This window comes from Oceanicella sp. SM1341 (genome assembly GCF_003448965.1).
Lineage (GTDB): Bacteria > Pseudomonadota > Alphaproteobacteria > Rhodobacterales > Rhodobacteraceae > Paroceanicella.
This window is the reverse complement of sequence record NZ_QRGC01000008.1, coordinates 81,018-100,782: the sequence shown is the minus strand read 5'-3', so window position 1 is coordinate 100,782 and position 19,765 is coordinate 81,018. Positions and strand designations below refer to the sequence as shown.

The 19,765-nt window shown below is 72.0% G+C and carries 16 protein-coding genes; 8 read left to right on the top strand and 8 right to left on the bottom strand.

Annotation, left to right across the window (positions count from 1 at the left end; all coding sequences use genetic code 11):
• Positions 1 to 61: 61 nt before the first annotated feature.
• The 4 genes from D3P35_RS09815 to D3P35_RS26100 form a co-directional block, all read right to left on the bottom strand.
• On the bottom strand, positions 62 to 1,435 hold the full coding sequence (locus D3P35_RS09815; protein ID WP_118134542.1) for an aspartate aminotransferase family protein: 1,374 nt from the start codon (positions 1,433 to 1,435) through the stop codon (positions 62 to 64).
• Positions 1,436 to 1,556: 121 nt separating this feature from the next.
• On the bottom strand, positions 1,557 to 2,696 hold the full coding sequence (locus D3P35_RS09810; protein WP_118134541.1) for a Xaa-Pro peptidase family protein: 1,140 nt from the start codon (positions 2,694 to 2,696) through the stop codon (positions 1,557 to 1,559).
• A gap of 23 nt (positions 2,697 to 2,719) precedes the next feature.
• A complete protein-coding gene (locus D3P35_RS09805) occupies positions 2,720 to 3,424 on the bottom strand; it encodes a type 1 glutamine amidotransferase (protein ID WP_118134540.1) in 705 nt (234 codons plus the stop codon).
• Between the two features lie 74 nt (positions 3,425 to 3,498).
• Complete coding sequence (locus tag D3P35_RS26100) at positions 3,499 to 4,149, bottom strand: GntR family transcriptional regulator (protein WP_157982091.1); 651 nt, start codon at positions 4,147 to 4,149, stop codon at positions 3,499 to 3,501.
• A gap of 231 nt (positions 4,150 to 4,380) precedes the next feature.
• Between D3P35_RS26100 and D3P35_RS09800 the strand changes: the two genes are divergently transcribed.
• The 8 genes from D3P35_RS09800 to D3P35_RS09765 all read left to right on the top strand — a co-directional run bounded on the left by D3P35_RS09800 (position 4,381) and on the right by D3P35_RS09765 (position 13,814).
• On the top strand, positions 4,381 to 5,559 hold the full coding sequence (locus tag D3P35_RS09800; protein ID WP_198670540.1) for a Xaa-Pro peptidase family protein: 1,179 nt from the start codon (positions 4,381 to 4,383) through the stop codon (positions 5,557 to 5,559).
• A 93-nt stretch (positions 5,560 to 5,652) separates the two neighbouring features.
• Positions 5,653 to 7,194, top strand: coding sequence for an ABC transporter substrate-binding protein (locus tag D3P35_RS09795; protein ID WP_118134538.1), 1,542 nt, complete (start codon positions 5,653 to 5,655; stop codon positions 7,192 to 7,194).
• 10 nt (positions 7,195 to 7,204) lie between these two features.
• Entirely contained in the window at positions 7,205 to 8,155 is a 951-nt protein-coding gene (locus D3P35_RS09790) for an ABC transporter permease (protein ID WP_118134537.1), read from the top strand.
• The gene (locus tag D3P35_RS09785; protein ID WP_118134536.1) at positions 8,148 to 8,966 is read left to right on the top strand and encodes an ABC transporter permease; all 819 of its coding nucleotides are present in this window, start codon (positions 8,148 to 8,150) and stop codon (positions 8,964 to 8,966) included. The genes D3P35_RS09790 and D3P35_RS09785 overlap by 8 nt, the downstream gene beginning before the upstream one ends.
• Positions 8,966 to 10,606: an ABC transporter ATP-binding protein gene (locus tag D3P35_RS09780; protein ID WP_118134535.1), complete on the top strand. Its 1,641-nt coding sequence runs from the start codon at positions 8,966 to 8,968 to the stop codon at positions 10,604 to 10,606. The genes D3P35_RS09785 and D3P35_RS09780 overlap by 1 nt, the downstream gene beginning before the upstream one ends.
• A complete protein-coding gene (locus D3P35_RS09775; RefSeq protein ID WP_118134534.1) occupies positions 10,603 to 11,829 on the top strand; it encodes a M20 family metallopeptidase in 1,227 nt (408 codons plus the stop codon). The genes D3P35_RS09780 and D3P35_RS09775 overlap by 4 nt, the downstream gene beginning before the upstream one ends.
• Positions 11,826 to 13,037: a Xaa-Pro peptidase family protein gene (locus D3P35_RS09770; protein ID WP_118134533.1), complete on the top strand. Its 1,212-nt coding sequence runs from the start codon at positions 11,826 to 11,828 to the stop codon at positions 13,035 to 13,037. The genes D3P35_RS09775 and D3P35_RS09770 overlap by 4 nt, the downstream gene beginning before the upstream one ends.
• Before the next feature lie 387 nt (positions 13,038 to 13,424).
• Complete coding sequence (locus D3P35_RS09765) at positions 13,425 to 13,814, top strand: DoxX family protein (RefSeq protein WP_118134532.1); 390 nt, start codon at positions 13,425 to 13,427, stop codon at positions 13,812 to 13,814.
• 80 nt (positions 13,815 to 13,894) lie between these two features.
• Here the strand turns inward: D3P35_RS09765 and denD are convergent, their stop codons facing one another.
• The 4 genes from denD to D3P35_RS09745 are packed head-to-tail and all read right to left on the bottom strand — an operon-like array spanning position 13,895 to position 19,760.
• Complete coding sequence (denD, locus tag D3P35_RS09760) at positions 13,895 to 14,884, bottom strand: D-erythronate dehydrogenase (RefSeq protein WP_118134531.1); 990 nt, start codon at positions 14,882 to 14,884, stop codon at positions 13,895 to 13,897.
• Positions 14,885 to 14,888: 4 nt separating this feature from the next.
• A complete protein-coding gene (locus tag D3P35_RS09755; RefSeq protein WP_118134530.1) occupies positions 14,889 to 16,841 on the bottom strand; it encodes a hypothetical protein in 1,953 nt (650 codons plus the stop codon).
• 13 nt (positions 16,842 to 16,854) lie between these two features.
• Complete coding sequence (locus tag D3P35_RS09750) at positions 16,855 to 17,823, bottom strand: ABC transporter permease (protein WP_118134529.1); 969 nt, start codon at positions 17,821 to 17,823, stop codon at positions 16,855 to 16,857.
• A complete protein-coding gene (locus D3P35_RS09745; RefSeq protein WP_118134528.1) occupies positions 17,820 to 19,760 on the bottom strand; it encodes a sugar ABC transporter ATP-binding protein in 1,941 nt (646 codons plus the stop codon). The genes D3P35_RS09750 and D3P35_RS09745 overlap by 4 nt, the downstream gene beginning before the upstream one ends.
• Positions 19,761 to 19,765: the final 5 nt, after the last annotated feature.

Genomic DNA, 19,765 nt, shown 5'->3' with positions numbered 1-19,765 from the left:
GGACGGAATGGAAACGGCCCGCCGGGGTGGGCGGGCCGTTCGGGGAGCTTGCGGGGCGGGCTCAGGCGGCGGGGACGGTCGCCAGGGCCTCGTCGAGGGTGCTCAGGATCAGGTCGATGTCGTCGGGCGTCGAGATCAGCGCCGGGCTGAAGCACAGGGTGTTGTTGAAGCCGGGCAGCGAGCGGTTGGTCATGCCGATGATCACGCCGCGCTTGTCGCACTCGGTGACCACCGATTTCACCACCGCCTCGGGCAGGGGCTCGCGGGTGTCGCGGTCGGCCACCAGCTCGGCGCCGCAGAACAGGCCCTTGCCGCGGATGTCGCCGATCAGCGCGTACTTGTCCTTCAGCACCGCGAGGCCCTCCATCAGGCGCGCGCCCATGGCGGTGGTGTTGTCGAGCAGGCCCTCGTCCTCGATGATGCGCATGTTCTCCAGCGCCGCCGCCGGGCCGGCGGTGCAGCCGCCGAAGGTGGAGATGTCGCGGAAGTGGTTCAGCGGGTCGGAGGCGTCGTCCTTGAACAGCTCGAACACCTTCTCGTTGGTCACGAGGCAGGAGATCGCGGCGTAGCCCGAGGCGAGGCCCTTGGCCATGCTCACCATGTCCGGCTCCACCCCGTAATGCTGGTAGCCGAACCAGGTGCCGGTGCGCCCCACGCCGCAGACCACCTCGTCGATGTGCAGCAGGATGTCGTATTTGCGGCAGATCTCCTGCACGCGCTGCCAGTAGCCCTCGGGGGGCGTGATCACGCCGCCGCCGGCGGTCACCGGCTCGAGGCAGAGCGCGCCCACCGTGTCCGGGCCCTCGCGCAGGATGACTTCCTCGATCGCGTCGGCCGCGCGCTCGCCGTAATTCTCCACGTCCCACTGCTTGCGGTACTCGAGGCAATGCGGCACCTGCACGAACCCGTCCGGGTAGGGGCCGTACTGCAGGGCGCGCTCGGGCTGGCCGCCGGCGGCCAGCGCGCCGATGGTGGTGCCGTGGTAGTCGCGCTCGCGGAACAGGATCTTGTACTTCTTGCCGCCGTAGCGCTTGTGCGCGATCTGGCGGACCATCTTGAAGGCCTTCTCGTTGGCCTCCGAGCCGGAGTTCGCGTAGTAGACGCGGCTGAGCCCGGGCATCTTGGTGATCAGCTTCTCGGCGAAGAGCGCGCCGGGGATGGAGCCCGCGGAGCCGGCGAAGTAGTTGATCTTCACCAGCTGGTCGCGCACCGCGTTGGCGATGCTCTCGCGGCCGTAGCCCACGTTCACCGTCCACACGCCGCCGGAGACCGCGTCGAGGAATTCCTTGCCCTTCTGGTCCCACACCCGCATGCCGCGGCCCTCGACGATGATCCGGGGCTCGCCGGTCTCGAAGGGCTTGTGCTGGGTCAGGTGGTGCCAGACATGGGCGCGGTCGGCCTCGACCACGCCGCTGAGGTCGTTGGTGTCGTACATGGTGTGAGGACTCCCTTCTGTCATGTCCCGGGCATCAGACACTGTAATGCCGCCCGCGGGACAGGGCCAGAGGGGCTGAATGGATGGGGCCAGAGCGCGCGCGCCCCGGCCCCGCCGCCGCTCAGCTCTTCGTGACGAAGAGCTGGCGCGGGAAGCTGGTGAGCCGCTCGATGCCCTCCTTCGTCACCGCGATGGTCTCGGACATGCCGAACCCCTGCGCCAGCACGTAGGAGTGGAACACCTGGCCCTCCTCGAAGGCCCATTCGGCGCCGGGATGCGCCTCCATCGGCTCGCCGCCATTGGGCTGCAGCAGCAGGCCCACGGCGTAGAAGGTCTTGTTGGTGTAGGTCTCGCGCAAGCCGGCCGAGAGCACGCCCTCGCGGCAGATCGTGTCGGGCACGGTGGCGGGCACGCCGGGGCGCACGGCGGCCAGCGTCGCGTCCTGGATGGCGATGAGCTGCTCGGCGAGGCGGTGGTCGGCGTCGGAGGCCTCGGCCACGCGGATCGGGCGCATGAAGCGGGCGTGGTAGTGGCGCACGTTGGGGGTGACCTCCACCTGCACGATGTCGCCGCGCTCCAGCACCCGGTCGGAATAGCCGCCGTGCAGGTGGAAGGCGCGCTCGCCGGAGGAGAGCACCCCAGGCCCGGGCAGGTCGGAGCCGGCGCGGATCATCGCGGCACAGATTTCGGCGGCCATCTCGCGCTCGCTCACGCCGGTGCCGGCGGTGTCGATGGCGGCCTGCATGCCGGCCTCCGCCGCCCGCGCCGCCCGGCGCTGCAGGGCGATCTCGGCGGGGGATTTCACCAGCCGCATGGCCGAGACCAGGCCCGACTGGTCCTCGAAGCGCGCGCCGGGCATGGCGGCGGTGATCGCCTCCCAGCGGGTGGCGTTGAGCACCCAGGCGTCCTTCTCCACCCCGATGGCGGCGGTGGCGCCGAGGCGCGAGGTGATGGCCTGCACCGCCACGGCCACGCGGTCGTCGCTGTCGGTCCACATCACCCGGCCGGGGAAGACGCAGGTGGCGTCGAGGTAGTATTCCTCCACGTCGCGGCAGAAGAGCGTGGGCTCGCCCTCCGCCGGGATGATGGCGAACTGGAAGGTGCCGTAGGCCCGGGTGAAATAGCCGGTCAGCCAGGTGACGGTCTCGGGCATGAAGGCGAGCAGGGCGTCGAGGCCGCGGGCGCGCAGCCCGGCCTGCACCCGGGCGAGGCGGGCGCGGTATTCGGCCGGTTCGAACCAGTAGGCGGGCTTGGCGAGCATGGGGGAGCTCCTTCGGGGGGTGTTCAGCCGCGCAGCACGCGGTCGGTAAAGCGGGTGATCATGGTCTTCGCCTCCAGCGCGGGGGCGGATTCGGCGATGAAGGCGTCGACATCGCCGCCGTCGGTCTCCATGCGGGCGCGGTTCTCGGTGAACCACTCGGGCGCCTGGGCGGCGGTGACCTCCGGGTGGCCCTGGATGCCCCAGGCCGGGGCCATGCGGTGGCGCCAGACCTGGTTGGGGCAGTCGTCGGAGGCGGCGAGGATGACCATGTCCGGGTGATCGTGGCGCACCTCGTCGTTGTGCCACACGAACATGCGCACGGTGGGGCCCCAGGCGCCCGCCATCTCGTCCTCCCCCGCGGCGGGGGTGACGGCGAGGTCCTTGTAGCCGATCTCGCAATACGGGCGGCGGAACACCTGGTCGCGGCCGCAGAGCGCGGAGGCGAGGATCTGGCTGCCGAAACAGATGCCCAGCATCGGGATGCCCTGGGCCGCCGCCTCGCGGATCAGGTCATGCTCGCGGTGGATGAAGGGGATGTCCTCGTAGGAGCCGTGCGGGCTGCCGGAGAGGAAGATGCCGTCATAGCCCGCGAGGCTCCTGGGGAATTCGCCGTTGTAGGCCCAGAAGCGGTCTACCTCCAGCCCGGCGCTCTCGAAGCGCTCGTCGAGCTTCGCGACCGATTGCAGCTTGCGGCCGTTGCCGAGGTAGAGAAGGCGTCTTGCGGTCATGCCGGGCTCCCGTGATGCTGTGATATGCGAGTGGTATACCAAAGGTGTGCCGAGTGGCAATCGGCTTCCGCGCCTCAGCCGGCGAGGCGCTGGATGATGCTGTCGCGCACCCGGCCGAGATGGGCGGTCATCGCGCGCTCGGCCGCCTCGCCGTCGCCGGCGGCGAGGGCGTCGAGGATGGCGAGATGCTCGTTGCAGCTGTCCCGGAGCCGCTCGGGCATGGAGCGCAGGTCGAACATCTGGGTCTGGCGGCGCAGGGTGCGGATGATCTGGCTCAGCTGCGGGTTTCGGGCCGCGTCGGCGATGAGCCCGTGCAGGTCCTCGTCGACGTCGCGCACCTGGGCGCGGTCGGCGGGGTGGGGGCCGGCGCCGGCGAGGATCTCGGCCAGCCGGGCGCGCAGGGGCGCGATGTCCTCCGCCGCCAGCCGGCCGGCGGCGAGCCGCGCCACCGCGGGCTCCAGCAGCAGGCGGATCTGCAGCGCGTCCATGTAATCCTCGATGCGCATCTGCTTGACCTGAAGGCCCCGGCTGCCCTGGCGGATGAGCAGCCCCTCCGCCTCCAGCATCAGCAGCGCGTCGCGCACGGGGGTGCGCGACATCTCCAGCGCCTCGGCGAGCCTGCGCTCGGTGATCAGCTCTCCGGGATGCGCCCGGCCGCCCAGGATCATGTCCAGGATCTGCTCGTAGGCCTGCAGGGCGCGGCGCTTGTCCGGCGCGTTCAGCATGTTTCCTCCTCCGCGATTCGCGTCATGGGCGCGCGAGTCCGCGCCTTGCTATCCACGCTCCGGAGGCCACGGACAAGGGGTCGTACGGGAAAATGTACCATTCGTATTCCTTTGGTTGACGACTGGTATACCAAAATCTACCTTGGCCGCGAAAGCCCCCGAATCGCGGCCCCGGGCCGCTGCTTCGAAATTGCGGCCCCCGGGCCGCCCCCGAGATGGAAAGACCCCGCCTTGGCCACTGCCCCCGAGACGCTGCTGCCCTTTGCCCGCCCCGAACTGGAGGCGCGCCAGGCCCGGCTGCGCGCCACGCTGCGCGCCCGCGGGCTGGACGCGATGCTGGTCTTCTCGCAGGAGAGCCTCTACTGGCTCACGGGCTACGATTCCGGCGGGTTCGTGTTCTTCCAGTGCGCGCTGGTGACGGCGGACGACACGCCGATCGTGCTGCTCACCCGCCGGCCGGACCTGCTGCAGGCGCGGATGACCTCGACCATCTCCGACATCCGCATCTGGTGGGACGCGGATGACGCGAACCCGGCGCGCGACCTGCGCGGGATCCTCGAGGAGAGGGGGCTGGCGGGCGGCCGGGTGGCGATCGAGCTCAACACCCACGGCCTCACCGGCTGGAACCTGTGGCGCTGCCAGCAGGCGCTGGAGGGGGTCTGCCGGCTGGAGGATGACGACCATCTCATCCGCCGGCTGCGGGTGGTGAAATCCCCGGCCGAGATCGCCTTCATGCGCGAGGCGGGCCGCATCTGCGACCGGGCGCTGGAGCGGGTGATCGGCGCCGCGCGCCCCGGCATGCTCGACGCGGAGCTGAAGGCGGAATACCTCGCCTCGATCCTCGGCGACGGGGCCGACATGCCGCCCAACGCGCCGCTGTTCAACTCCGGCATCCGGGCGGTGTTCGGGCGCGGCGTGTCGCAGCCGCGCCGGCTGGAGGCGCAGGACCAGATCCTGGTCGAATACCCCGTGCCCTTCCGCCACTACAACGTGAAGACCGAGTGGACCATCCTGTTCGGCGAGGTGCCCGGGCGCCAGCGCCACATGTACGAGGTGGGCCGCGAGACCCTGGCGCGGATGACCGAGCTCGCCCGCCCCGGCACCACGCTGGGCGAGATCTTCGACGCCTATGCCACCGGGCTCGACACCGCCGGCTACGGCCGGGCGCGCTACGGCGCCACCGGCTATTCGGTGGGCATCAACTTCGCCCCCACCTCGATGGACGTGCCGCCGATGATCTATGCCGGTGCCGCGACCGTGTGCGAGCCGGGCATGACCCTGTTCTACCACGTGATGAACGGCGACGGCGACACCGGCCTCGCCATGGGCGTGGGCCACACGCTGCTGGTGACCGAGGGCGCGCCCGAGCTGCTCACCGGCCTGCCGGACGACCTCACCGTCATTGCCTGACCGCCGCCGGGACGGCGCGCGCCGCCCGGCCTTCCCACGCATGCTGAAAGAACGGGCCCGCAACGCCGGCCCACCGACAAGGAGAGACCCGAGATGAGCTTCCTCACCCTCACCCGCCGGCACGTGCTGATGGGCCTCGCGGCCAGCACGGCCCTGCCCTCCGTGGGCTTCGGCCAGTCGGCCGCGCCGAAGAGCGGCGGCACGCTGCGCGTGAGCCATTCCACCCGCATCGCCACGCTGAACGTGCTCAGCCTGTCGGGCCCGGCGGAATATCCCTGCATCGACATGCTCTACTCGGGCCTCACCCGCATCGGCACCGACAACCTGCCGCATCCCGACCTCGCCGAGAGCTGGGAGGCCAACGACGACGCCACCGAGTTCACCTTCCACCTGCGCGAGGGTGTCACCTTCCACGACGGCACGCCCTTCTCGGCCGAGGACGTGGTGGCGACATATCAGGCGATCCTCAACCCCGACATCCCGGCCGCCGCGCGCTCGGTGCTCACCATGATCGACACCATCGAGGCGGTGGACGCGACCACGGTGAAATTCACCCTCAACGCCCCCTTCGCCGACCTGCCGGTGTCCACCGCGCACGCGAATGCACGCATCCTCTCCAAGGCCGCCCTTGCCGCGCCGCTCTCCGAGCTCGACACGAAGGCCAACGGCACCGGCCCGTTCAAGCTCGAGACCTACGACACCGCGCGTATGGTGCGGCTCGTGAAGAACGAGAACTACTACCAGCCGGGCAAGCCCTATCTCGACGCCGTCGAGATGCTGCTCTACCCCGACCTCACCGCCGAGACCGCGAATTTCCTCTCCGGCTCGACCGACGTGATGCTCACCGTGCAGCAGGCCGATTTCCAGCGCATCGCCGATGCGCAGGGCGTGCAGGCGCTGCGGGTGCCCTCGGGCCGTTATGCCTGCGTGGTGATGCGCCAGGACGCCGAGCCCTGGAACGACGTGCGGGTGCGCAAGGCGCTGGCGCTGGCGACCGACCGCGAGCTGCTGGTGGAGGTGATCCTCGAGGGGCTCGGCCGCCCGGCGCAGGACAGCCTCGTTCCGCCCGAGCTGCAGTTCGCCACCGAGAAGCCGGTGGTGCCCTACGACCCCGAGGCGGCGCGCGCGCTGCTGGCCGAGGCCGGCTACCCGGACGGGCTGAAGGCCACGCTGGTCGCCTCCGACCGCCCGGCGATCCGCGCCCAGACCGCCATCGCGCTGAAGCAGACCGCGGCGGCCGCCGGCTTCGATCTCACCATCGAGACCATGCCGCATGACACCTATCTCGCCAACGTGTGGATGAAGGGCGCCTTCTACGTGGGCTACTGGGGCATGCAGCCCACCATCGACGCCACCTACAACCTGCTGCTGACCTCCGACGCCTCCTACCAGGACACCGAGTGGAAGAACGCCGAGTTCGACGCGCTGATCGCCGAGGGCCGCTCCACGGTGGACGAGGGCAAGCGCGCCGAGATCTACGCGAAGGCGCAGGAGATGGAGCTGGCCGACGTGCCCTACATCGTGCCGTTCTTCGAGGACGTTCTCACCGCCAGCAGCGCGGGCACCCACGACTGGGAGGTGGCGCCGATCTCGCGCTTCTTCCATGTCGAGGATGTCTGGCTCGACCGCGCCTGAGGCCCATGCCATGAGCCTCGCCTATCTCATCCGGCGCCTCGGCGCCGTCATCGTCGTGCTGGCCATCGTGACGCTCGCGGTCTTCGCGATCACCGCGGTGCTGCCGGGCAACGCGGCGCTGATGGTGCTGGGCGAGAACGCCACCCCCGACGCCCTCGCCGCCATGGAGCGGCAGCTCGGGCTCGACCAGCCGCTGGCGGTCCAGTATCTCGACTGGATCGGCGGCGTGCTGCGGGGCGATTTCGGCACCTCGCTGCGGCTGCAGCTTCCGGTGGCGCAGGTGGTGGGCGAGGCCTTCTGGCACTCCGCCGCCCTGGCGGTGATCGCGCTGGTCACCGTCACGGTGGTGGCGATCCCGCTCGGCACGCTCGCGGCGCTGCGCCGCGGCACCGCCTGGGATCTCGGCATCGGGCTGTTCTCCTACGTGGGAACCGCCCTGCCGGAATTCGTCACCGCCACGCTGCTGCTGGTGGTCTTCGCCGCGCCGGACGGGCCGATCCTGCCGGCGGGGGGCTTCGTGGCCCCCGGGGAGGATTTCGGCGGCTTCCTGCTGCATGCCGTCCTGCCCTCGGCCACGCTGGGGATGATCCTGCTCGCGCATATCTCGCGCCAGGTGCGCTCGGAGATGTCGGAGGTGCTGTCCTCCGACTACGTGCGCGCCGCGCGGCTGAAGGGGGTGAAGGAGCGCCGGGTGATCCTGCGCCACGCCCTGCCCAACGCGCTCATTCCCGCCGTCACGGTGATCTCGCTCGACATCGGCTACCTCTTGGGCGGCATCATCGTGGTGGAGGAGATCTTCGCCTGGCCCGGCCTCGGCCGGCTGCTGATCTATGCGCTGCAGAACCGCGACCTGCCGGTGATCCAGGCCGTCGTGCTGCTGCTCGCCGTGGTCTATGCCCTGTCCAACCTCGCCGCCGATCTCGTCATCGCCTGGCTCGACCCGAGGGTGCGCTATGCGTAGGCTCCTGAGTTCTCCCACCGGCATCGCCGGCTGCCTGCTGCTGCTGCTCGTCTTCGTGGCGGCGCTGTTCGGGCCCTGGATCGCGCCCTACGACCCGCAGGAATTCCACGTGACCGCGCGCCTGCAGGGCCCGGGGCCGGAGTTCCTGCTCGGCACCGACCAGTACGGCCGCGACCTGCTCTCCCGCCTGCTCAACGGCGCGCCCGCCACGGTGCTCTTCGGCCTCGGGGCCACGGCGCTCGGTGTCGGCGCGGGCTCGGTGATCGGGGTGATCGCGGGCGTGGCCGGCGGCCGGGTCGACAGCGTCATCATGCGGGTGCTCGACGGGCTGCTGGCCATGCCGGAGCTGCTGTTCACCCTGCTCATCGTCTCCTTCCTCGGCGGCGGCACCGGCCAGGCGATGCTCGCGGTCGCGGTCACCTTCACGCCGGGCATGGCGCGCATCGCCCGAGGCGCCACGCTCTCGGTGCGCACCCGCGAATACGTGCTGGCGGCCATCGCCCGCGGCGAATCCCGCGCCTGGATCGTGGGGCGCGAGGTGCTGCCCAACGCGCTGGGGCCGATCATCGTGGAGGCCACCATCCGGGTGAGCTTCGCCATCATGATCGGCGCCACGCTGGGCTTTCTGGGCCTCGGCGCGCAGCCGCCCTCGACCGAGTGGGGGCTGATGGTGTCGGAGGCGCGGCAGTACATGTTCCGCAATCCCTGGTGCGTGATCGTGCCCGGCCTCGCCATCGCCATCACCGCCATGGGCTTCAACCTGTTCGGCGACGCGCTGCGCGACGCCTTCGACCCCCGGAGGACCCGCTGATGGCCGACCGCCAGGACCGCCCGGTGCTCGATGTCGCCGGCTACTCGATGGCCTATCGCACCGAGGAGGGCCGCTACGACGCGCTGCGCGACATCACCCTGCGCATCCGCCGCGGCGAGACCCATGCCCTGGTGGGCGAGAGCGGCTCGGGCAAGAGCACGCTCGCCTGGGCGATCATGCGCTACCTCGCGCCCAACGCCGAGGACACCGGCGGCGCCATCCTCGTGTCGGGCGAGGACATGCTGGGCGCCTCGAAGCGCGACCTCGACCGGCTGCGCGGCCGCAAGGTGGCCATGGTGTTCCAGGACCCCAGCTCGGCGCTCAACCCCACGCTGCGCATGGGCGAGCAGATCACCGAGGTGCTGATGCGCCACCGCGGCATGAGCCGCGCGCAAGCGCTGGCCGAGGCGGAGGCCGCCCTCACCCGCACCGGCATCCGCCGCCCGGCGGAGCTCATGAAGCGCTTCCCGCACGAGGCCTCGGGCGGCGAGAAGCAGCGCGTGGTCATCGCCACCGCCTTCGCCTGCGAGCCCGACCTCATCCTGTTCGACGAGCCGACCACCGCGCTCGACATCCTCACCGCCAAGCAGATCCTCGAGCTGTTCGTGACGCTCAAGGCCGAGACCGGGGTGGCCGCGCTCTACATCTCGCATGACCTCGGCCTCGTCTCGCGCATCGCCGACACGGTATCGGTGATCTACAAGGGCGAGATCGTGGAGAGCGGGCCGGCGGCGGAGGTGCTCACCGCGCCGCGCCATGCCTACACCCGCCGGCTGCTCGCCGCCCTGCCGCGCCCCGACGAGCGCATCGCCGTGCCGGCACCGGCCGCGCAGCCGCCGCTGCTCAGCGTCGACACGGTGAGCGTGCGCTACGGCGCGCCCGGCTGGCTCACCCGCAAGCTCGACCCTTCGGCGAAGGCGCATTACGGCGCGCGCGACGTGAGCCTCGATATCCGCCCCGGCGAGCTGCTCGGCGTGGTGGGGGAGAGCGGCTCCGGCAAGTCGACCATCGCGCGGGCCGCGACCGGCCTTGCCGAGTTCGAGGGCGCCATCCGCTTCGGCGGGCGGGACTTCACCTCCCGCCGGGCCTTCGACAGGGCCTACCGCCGCGAGGTGCAGATCGTCTTCCAGCACCCGGACGCGAGCCTCAACCCGCGCGAGACCATCGGGCGCATCCTCGCCCGGCCGCTGCGGCTCTACGGCCTGGTGCCGCGGGGGCAGGTGGAGGCGCGGGTGCGCGAGCTGCTCGAGATGGTGCTGCTGCCGGCCGAATACGCCTCGCGCCACCCCCACCAGCTCTCGGGCGGCGAGAAGCAGCGCGTGGCCATCGCCCGCGCCTTCGCCGCCGAGCCGAAGCTGGTGATCTGCGACGAGGTGACCGCGGCGCTCGACGTCTCGGTGCAGGCCGCGGTGGCGCGGCTTCTGGTCGATCTGCAGGCGCGCTCCGGGGCCGCCTGCCTGTTCATCACCCATGACCTCAACCTGGTGCGCCAGCTCGCCCACCGCATCGCGGTGATGCAGCACGGCGCGCTGGTCGACGCCTTCGACGTGGCCGATGCCGGGGCTCCCGGCCGCCACCCCTACACCCGCGCGCTGCTCGACGCGGTGCCGGTGCCCCAGCCGCTCAGGGACCCCGCATGACCGACCCGCTTCCCCTCGCCCTCGCCCGCTCCATCGACGAGCGCGCCTGCCTCGAGACCCTCGCGGAGATGGTGCGCCACAAGAGCTACTCCGAGACCCCCGGCGAGCGGGCGCTGGCCGAGCGCATGGTCGAGATCATGGCCGGCATGGGCATGGAGGCGTATCTCATGCCGGTGGAGGGCGAGCGGGTGAACGCCATCGGCATCTGGCGCGGCACCGGCGGCGGCAAGAGCCTGATGTTCAACGGCCATCTCGACACCAACCCGGTGACCGAGGGCTGGACGGTGGACCCCTGGGGCGGGCTGATCGACGACGACTTCATCTACGGCATCGGCGTGTCGAACATGAAGGCGGGCGACGCGGCCTATCTCTGTGCCGTGCGCGAGCTGATCGAGGCCGGGGTGCGGCTGAAGGGCGACGTGATCCTCACCTTCGTGATCGGCGAGCTGCAGGGCGGCGTGGGCACGCTGGCGGCGGTGCGCGCCGGCCTGCGCGCCGACTATTTCATCAACACCGAGCCCTCCGACCTGCAGGCCATCACCATGCATGCCGCGGCCTTCACCTTCGTGGTGGAGCTGGAGGGGGTCACCCGGCATCTCTCGAAGCGCGAGACGGCGGTGGACGCGATCCTCGCCGCCTGCGAGCTGATCCCCGAGCTCACCGACCTCACCTTCTCCGACGCGCCGAGCGATGAGCACCGGGCGATCAACCGCGTGCACGTGGGCGTGGTGCATGGCGCGCTCGGGCGCGACCTGCACGAGTGGCGCCCGCCGCAGGTGGCCGATTTCCTGCGGCTCAAGGGCTCGGGCCGCTACGGGCCGGGCCAGACCGAGGCGAATGCGCTCGCCGACATCCGCGCCGTGCTCGACCGGCTCATGGCCCGCCACCCGGGCCTGAAGGCGACGGTGTTCAGCGAGGCGCGCGAGGGCCGGCCGGTGATGCCCGCCTTCGAGGTGGCGCGCGACAGCCGCATCGTGACCGCGCTCAACACCGCCTACGAGAAGCTGCGCGGCGAGGCCCAGCCCACCGGCGCCCTGCCGCCGCCGGGTTTCTTCGGCACCGATGCCGGGCACCTCCATGCCGAGGGCGGCATGGAGGGCGTGGTCTGCGGGCCGGGCGGGCGTTTCAACACCATGCCGGACGAGCGGGTGGAGATCCCCGACTATCTCGACGCCGTGCGGCTCTACCTTCTCACCATCTGCGATATCTGCGAGGCGAAATGATCGACCTGGCCACCCAGCACCCCGGCCGCGCCTCGGGCCGCGCCGTCACCCTGCGGTTTCCGGAGGCCGAGCACCGCGCCCGCCTCGCCCGCACCCGGGCGGAGATGCGCGCCCGCGGGCTCGACGCGCTGCTGGTCTTCGCGCAGGAGAGCCATTTCTACCTCACCGGCTTCGACACGGCGGGCTTCGTGTTCTTCCAGGCCGGCATCATCACCGCCGATGACAGCCCCACGGTGCTGCTCACCCGCACGCCGGACCGCCGGCAGGCCGAGGTGGCCTCGCTCTACGACGAGGTGCGGGTGTGGCTGAACGCCGAGGGCGCGAACCCGGGCGAGGACCTGCGCGACATCCTGCTGGAGCGGGGCCTGGGCGGCGCGCGCATCGGCGTGGAATTCGCCACCCACGGGCTCACCGCCGCGAACGGGCGCATGGTGGAGGCGGCACTTGCCGGGCACTGCAGCCTCACCGACGCCTCGGACATCGTGCGCGGCCAGCGGCTGGTGAAATCCCCGCTGGAACTGGAGTATACCCGGGCGGCGGGCGAGCTGGCCGACCGCGCGGTGGAAGCCGCCCTCGGCGCGGCGGCGCCGGGAGTGTATGACACCGCGCTCTCGGGCGCTGCGGTCACCGCCATGCTCTCGGCGGGGGGCGACCTGCCCTCCGGCGGGCCGCTGGTGAACGTGGGCGAGCGCGCGCTCTTCGGCCGCGGCATCGGCGGGCCGCAGGCGCTGGCGGCGCAGGACCAGATCCTGATCGAGCTCGCGGGCTCCGCCTGCCGCTACCACGTGGTGGTGGAGCACACCGCCGTGCTCGGCCGCCCCGACCCCGCGCAGGTGAGCCAGATGGGCGTCGCCATCGAGGCGCTGGAGCGCATCAAGGAGGCGGCGGTGCCCGGCGCGCGGCTCGGCACGCTCGACGACATCCACCGCGCGGTGCTCGACGGCGCGGGTTTCGAGCAGGCCCGCTACGCCGCCTGCGGCTATGCGCTCGGCTGCACCTTCAAGCCCACCTGGATGGACGTGCCGCCGATGATCTACACCGGCAACCCGCTGGTGCTGGAGCCGGGCATGGTGTTCTTCGTGCATATCATGATCCCCGACACGCGCACCGGGCTCGTCGCCGGCGTGGGCCAGACCTTCGCCATCGGCGCCGAGGGCCGGGGCGTGGAGACCTTCAGCCGCCTGCCGCTGCAGCTCTGGACCCTCTGAACCGGCCGGGGGCAGGCCGTGCTGCCCCCGCCTTGACCGGGACCACCCCGGGGCATCGCGCGCGCGCCGGTGTCGCAGGCCCGCCGCCCGCGCCGCGCCACCTTCGCGAGCGGATGCAGCCGGCCTTCTCCTCCCTCCTCCCTCCTCCCTGCTCGATGCTCCGGGCGCCTCGCGGGGATGGGGCTGCACCGCGATGGCGGAGCGATGCGTCGCCCGGCACGGCGTGGCCGGCGGGTGGTGCCGGCCGGCAGGGACGGCGCGACCGGACGCCGCCTGCGTGCATGCAATCCGCGCTTTCCCGCACCCTGCGCGCCGCGCTAGTCTGCCGGCCGCGCCGCCCGGCGCGGGGGCCGCGGCAGACGGCCCGCAACAGAAGGAACGCGGTCGATGACGGAAAAACTCAGCTCCATGGCACCGGCGGTGCTCAGCCTGGTCCGCCTGGTGGCGGGGCTCATCTTCATGGAGCACGGGCTGCAGAAGCTCGCGGGCTTCCCGCCCACCGAAAACACCTGGGAGGCCTTCTCGCTGTCCTGGGTGGCGGGGTGCTTCGAGCTCGCCTGCGGCGCGCTGATCGCGCTGGGGCTGTTCACCCGGCCGGCGGCCTTCCTCGCCTCCGGCGTGATGGCCTTCGCCTACTGGATCGCCCATGCCCCGCGGGACTTCTTCCCGGTGAACAACGGCGGCGACGCGGCCATCCTCTATTGCTTCCTGTTCCTCTATCTCGTCTTCGCCGGCGCCGGCCCCGCCAGCCTCGACGCCATGCGCGGCCGCGCCTGACACGGGGGAGGGGGGCCGGCGGGCCCCCCTTCCGCTTTCACGATGCGCCCGCTGCGGGCGGGGTGCCCGGAAGGCCCGCCTCAGGCGGGGAGGGCGCCGGCGAGCTCGTCCTCGATGTGGATGCGGATGATCTCGTCGAAGGAGGCGTCGGCGGTGAAGCCCAGCTCCAGCGCGCGCTTCGGCGCGAAGTCGCGCGGCCAGCCGGCGACGATGGCGTCGATCGCGGGATCGGGCTCGCGGCGGATCAGGCGCACCGCGCGCTCGCCCGCCACCCGGCGCAGCGCCTCGATCTGCTCGCCCACCGTGGCCGAGAGCCCGGGCATGCTCAGCGCCCGGCGCTGCTCGAGCACCGAGAGCTCCATCGTGGCGGCATGCAGCAGGAAGCCCACCGCGGCGCGCGGGCTCGCGTGCCAGTGCCGCACGTCTTCGGACACCGGCAGCACCGCCTCCTGCCCCACCAGCGGCTCGCGCAGGATGTTGGAGAAGAAGCCGGAGGCGGCCTTGTTCGGCTTGCCCGGGCGGATGCAGATGGTGGGCAGGCGGATGGAGATGCCGTCGAGGATGCCCTTGCGGCTGTAGTCCGACACCAGCAGTTCGCCGATCGCCTTCTGCGCGCCGTAGCTGGTGCGCGGGGTGGAGAAGAACGCGTCGTCGATCTTGTCGGGGAAGGGCGCGCCGAACACCGCGATGGAGGAGGTGAACACCAGCCGCGGCGTGTAGCCCTCGGCCTCGTGGGCGGCGCGGATGGCGTCGAGCAGCTGGCGGGTGCCGTCGAGGTTGATGGCATAGCCCTTGTCGAAATCGAGCTCGGCCTCGCCCGAGACGATGGCGGCGAGGTGGAAGATCACCTCCGGCCGGGCGGAGACCATCTCGGGCGCCGCGGCGGGAGAGGCGATGTCGAGCGCCTTCGTGGTCACGCTGCCGGAAAAGCCCTCGGGGCGGGCGGGCTCGATCACGTCGACGAGGGTGAGACGCTCCACCGCGGCGCCGCCGAGATGGCCGTCGCGCACCAGCCGTTCGGTGAGCTTGCGGCCGACCATTCCGGCGGCGCCGATGATGAGTACATGCATGGGATCAGGTTCCTTCTGAAGGGGTCGTGACGTGCAGGCGCAGCACGGCATGGGCGTCGAGCGCGAGGGGGCCGGGCGGCGGGGGCGCCAGCCGGTCGAGGAAGGCGGGGTCGGCGGCGGCGGGCACGAAGCTCTCCGCGTCGAGCCGGGCGAGGCCGGTGACCGGGCCGGCGAGCACCGCCTCCACCGGGGCGGCGGAGAGGTTCGCGAGCCAGATCTCCCACCCCTCCGCCCCGCCGGCGGCGAGGCCGCGCAGGGGCCCGGGGCCGGTGACCACCGGGTGCAGCGGCCGGCCGGTGAGGGCGGAGAGCCCGCGCAGCACGTGGTAGAGCGGGAAGACGCCGCCGGCCTCGTCATACCAGGGCTGGGGCAGCTCGGAGGCCGCGTGGATGGCGCCGAGGGGGCCTGTCGGCTCGCCGAAGGCCACCGCGCTGGCGCCGCCGAGGGCCATCTCGGCGAAATATCCCAGGGTCCATGCGGCGCCGATGAGGCCGCGCTGGCGCGGGTCGGCGCGGTTCATCGCCTGGCGGATGTTGCGCGGGTTGTCCTTGGGCGCCGCGCCGTAGGGGTTGTCGCGCATGCCGATGGCGGAGGGGCCCACGGCGAAGGGCAGCGGCCGGGCGATGGCGGCGGCACTGCGCGCCACGGCGGGCAGGGCCTCGATGGTCTCGGTGAGGGAGCGGTCGTCGCCCGCGTGCACCTGCGGGCAGGTGGTGAAGCTCACGAGGTCGAGCGCCTCCACCGGTGGCCGCTTGCGGTTGAGCTCGGTGAAATAGCTGAACATGCCGCCGCCGATGCGCTTGCCGGGAAACGCCTCGCGGGTGGCGGCGGCGAGGGCCGTGGCGGGCGGCGTGGCGGGCCAGGGGCTGCCGGGCAGGGTGCACTTGAGGTCGGGCGCGGGCGAGGTGAGCACGGTCTCGAACGGCGCGCCCAGGGCGCGGACCGTCTCGCCCAGGGCGGCGATCTCGGCCTCGAACCCGTCGACCGAGGCCACCACCGCCTCGAGCCAGGCCTCGGCACCGATGGCGCGGGCGAGGCCGGCCTGGGCGGCGAGGGAGGTGCCGTCATGGCCGCGCCGGGGGTCGTGGTGGCAGACGAGATGCGCCGGCGCGAGGCCGCGCAGGAGCACTTCCGCCTCCCAGGAGGCGGCGACGCTCTCGGGCTGCAGGCCGAGGCCCAGCGGCGGCACCACGCCGGCGCGGGGCCCGGGCGCGAGGGTGATCGGGCCGGTGCCGGCGGCGGCGGAGGGCGTGCCGCTCACCTCCACGGTGATGGCCTGCTCCAGCGCCTCGCCGGGCTCCAGCCGGTAGGGCCAGGGCAGGGCGAGCGGGCGCACATAGGTCTTGTAGGAGGCGTCGGTCCAGTTGCGCTGGTCCTCCATCTCGTAGGTGTCGCCCTCCATCAGGCAGCTCACGCGCAGGCCCTGCGGCGAGGTGTGGACCAGCCGGCGCAGGTCCATCATCGGCTGCACGGGGTCGATGATGAGCGGGAAGCGGCCCTCCTCCACCGTGCCGTCGGTGCGGGTGATCTCCACCGGCGCGCCGGCCACGCCCTCGATGGGGTGGAGGATCACGAAGCCGGTGCGGTTGGTGAGGAACGGTGTCTCGGCAGCGCCGCGGGCGGAGAAGGTGAGGCGGCCCTCCGCCGTGCCCTCGATGCGGGCGGTCCAGGCGAAGGCCTGCTCACCGTCGGCCGCGCGGGCGGTGTAGGTGACGGTGAAGCGGCCCTCCTCCTCGGCCACCGCGATGTCGGAGAGGGCGGGGGCATAGGTGCCCCAGTCCGGGTCGCGCACGATGAAGGAGACGGCGCGCAGCACCTCGGCGCCGCCCATGCGGATGTAGCGCAGGTTTCCGGCCTCGAACTCGGCGGTGAGGGGGCCGGCGGTGAGGATGCGCGGCGGGGCGACCTCCTCCTCGGTGCCGAAGAGGCGCAGGGCGCGGCTGGGGGTGGGGGACATGGGGGGGCCTCCTTCAGCGCGCGGCGCGCCAGTTCACCAGCCGCTCGGCCAGCAGGGCGAGGATGATGATCGAGCCGATGGCCGTGCCCTGCCAGAAGGGCGAGACGCCCATCAGGTTCAGCCCGTTGCGGATCATCACCATGATGAGCACGCCGATGAGCGTGCCGATGATCGAGCCGCGCCCGCCGTAGAGGCTGGCGCCGCCGATCACCACCGCGGCGATGGCGTCGAGCTCCATCTGGTTGCCGGCCAGCGGGTCGGCCGAGAGGATCTGGGCGATGGAGAAGGTGATGGCCACGGCGGCGAGCGCGCCCGAGATCACGTAAGGTAGCACCGAGTAGGCCAGCACGTTGAGCCCCGCCGCCCGCGCCGCCTCGCGGTTCGAGCCCACGGCGTAGATGGTGCGCCCGCCCTTGGAGAAGGTGAGGTAGGCCCAGGCGAGGGCGTAGAGCGCGAGCAGGAACAGCACGTTGGCCGGGATGCCGAGCACCGTGGAATAGACGATGTCCGACAGGCCCATGGGGATGGAGGAGATCGCGGTCTGGCCGGAGAAGATGTAGGCGAGGCTGCGGGCGATGGCCATCATCCCCAGCGTCACCACGAAGGGGGCGAGGCCGAAGACCGCCACCAGCACGCCGGAGCACAGCCCGATCACGCCGCCCGCCGCCACCGCGCAGAGGATGGCGAGCGGGATGGGCAGCTCCCCCAGCGCCAGCCCCAGCACGATGCCGGTGAGCCCGGCCACCGAGCCCACCGAGAGGTCGATGCCGCCGGTGAGGATGACGAAGGTCATGCCCACGGCGACGATGCCGATCACCACCGACTGGTCGAGGATGTTGAAGATGTTGTTCTGGGTGAGGAAATACGGCGAGAGCAGCGACAGGCCGCAGGCGATGACGAGGGCGAGGCCGAGCATGCGCATCTCGAGGCTGCGGCCGATGCGGGCGAGGCCGGAGGGCAGGGAGGCGGTGATCTGCGTCATGGCGCGTCTCCTGAGACGGGGTCCGGGGCGGTGAGGGCTTCCATCCGCGCGCGCAGCTCCGCGGCATCGGGGAGGGGGGCGCCCGCGGGCAGGGTGAGGCCGATATGGCCGAGATCGTGGCCGCGGGCGTTGCGCATCGGCAGCACGAGGCTGGTGTGGCCGCCGGGCTCGGTGACGAAGCCCTCCGCCGCGGCGCGCAGGGCGGCGGGAATGCCGGTGTCGGCGTAATGCGCCGCGGCGCCGGGGCTGAGGCCGGTGTCCGGCGCACCGGGCAGGGCCACGTGGCCGAGGCAGATCAGCTCCTCCGCCCCCGGCTCGAGCAGGGCCCAGAAGGCGCTGCCGCCGTGCTCGGCCACCAGTGCCTCCAGCGCCGCCAGCGTGCGCCCGGCCGAGCTGCGCGGGGCGGCGAGCAGGGTGAGCTTCTCCTCGGTCAGCATGGCGGTGGGCAGGTCGGCGATGCTGATGCCGTCCGACATCACCACCACCCGCTCGGTGACGCCGAGCAGCTCCTCGAAATCCGAGGAGATCACCACCACCGCCACGCCGGCATCGGCGATCTCGCGCAGGATGCGGTAGATGGCCGAGCGGGTGCCGATGTCCACGCCCTTGGTGGGCTCGTCGAGGATCAGCACCGCGGGGTCGATCAGCAGCCAGCGCGCGATGATCACCTTCTGCTGCATGCCGCCGGAGAAGGTGAGCAGGCTGGCGTCGAGCCGGTTTGGCGGCAGGCCGAGCTTTTCCAGCAGCTCCGCCAGCCGGGCGCGCCGCTTGCCGTAGCCGAGGCCGAAGCCGCGGTGCCTGCCGATATGGGCGAGCATGAGGTTCTCGCGCACCGTGAGGTCGGGCACGATGTTCTGGGCGCGGCGGTCTTCGGCCACGAGGCCGATGCCGTGGCGGATGGCGTCGGCCGGCTTGCGCGGCGCGATCTCGCGGCCCGAGATGCGGATGGTGCCGGCGTCGCGCCGGCGCAGGCCGAAGATCGCCTCCGCCGCCTCCGAGCGCCCGGCCCCCACCAGCCCGCCGAGGCCGAGGATCTCGCCCGCGCGCACCGAGAAGGACACGTCGCGCACATGGGGGGCGGCGCGCAGGCCGCGCACCTCCAGCGCCATCGCCCCGGCCTCGCCCGGGCGCTCCGGGCCCGGGGTGGCGTAGATGGCGCCGAGCTCGCGCCCCACCATGTGGCGGATGATGTCGGCCTGGCCGAGCCCGGCGGTGGGCAGGCTGGCGGCCACGGTGCGGCCCTCGCGCAGGATGGTCACCCGGTCGGTGATGGTGAACACCTCCTCCAGCCGGTGCGAGACGAAGATCAGCGCCCGGCCGTCGTCGCGCAGGCGGGAGATGATGTCGAACAGCCGGTCGACCTCGGAGGGGCTGAGCGAGGCGGTGGGCTCGTCGAAGATCAGCAGGCTGGCATCGAGGGCGAGCGCCTTCGCGATTTCCACCAGCTGGCGCTGTGCGGCGGAGAGGCCGCGCACCTCCGCCTCGAGCGGCAGCGCGTGCTCGCGCCCCAGCCGGGCGAGGATGGCCTGCGCCCGCCGCCGCATGCCGGTGTAGGAGAGCCGGCCGGGCCGGCCCAGCTCGGGCAGGAAGATGTTCTCCAGCACCGAGAGGTCCGGGGCGAGGCTGGTCTCCTGCGCGACGAGCGCGATCCCCATGTCGAGCGCCTCGCGGGTGGAGCGCAGGGCGAGCGGGCGGCCGCGCCAGCTGAGGCTGCCCTCGTCCCGCGTGATATGCCCGGAGATGATGCGCGAGAGGGTCGACTTGCCGGCCCCGTTGGCGCCGAGCAGGCCGTGCACCTCGCCGGCGCGCACCTCCAGCGCGGCGTTCGCGAGGGCCTGGGTGCTGCCGAAGCGCTTGCCGATGCCCGACGCGACGAGCGCGGGGGCGGTGTCGGCCTCGGGAAGGGAGGGCTCGGGAAGGGAAGGGGCGTGCTGCATGGGGT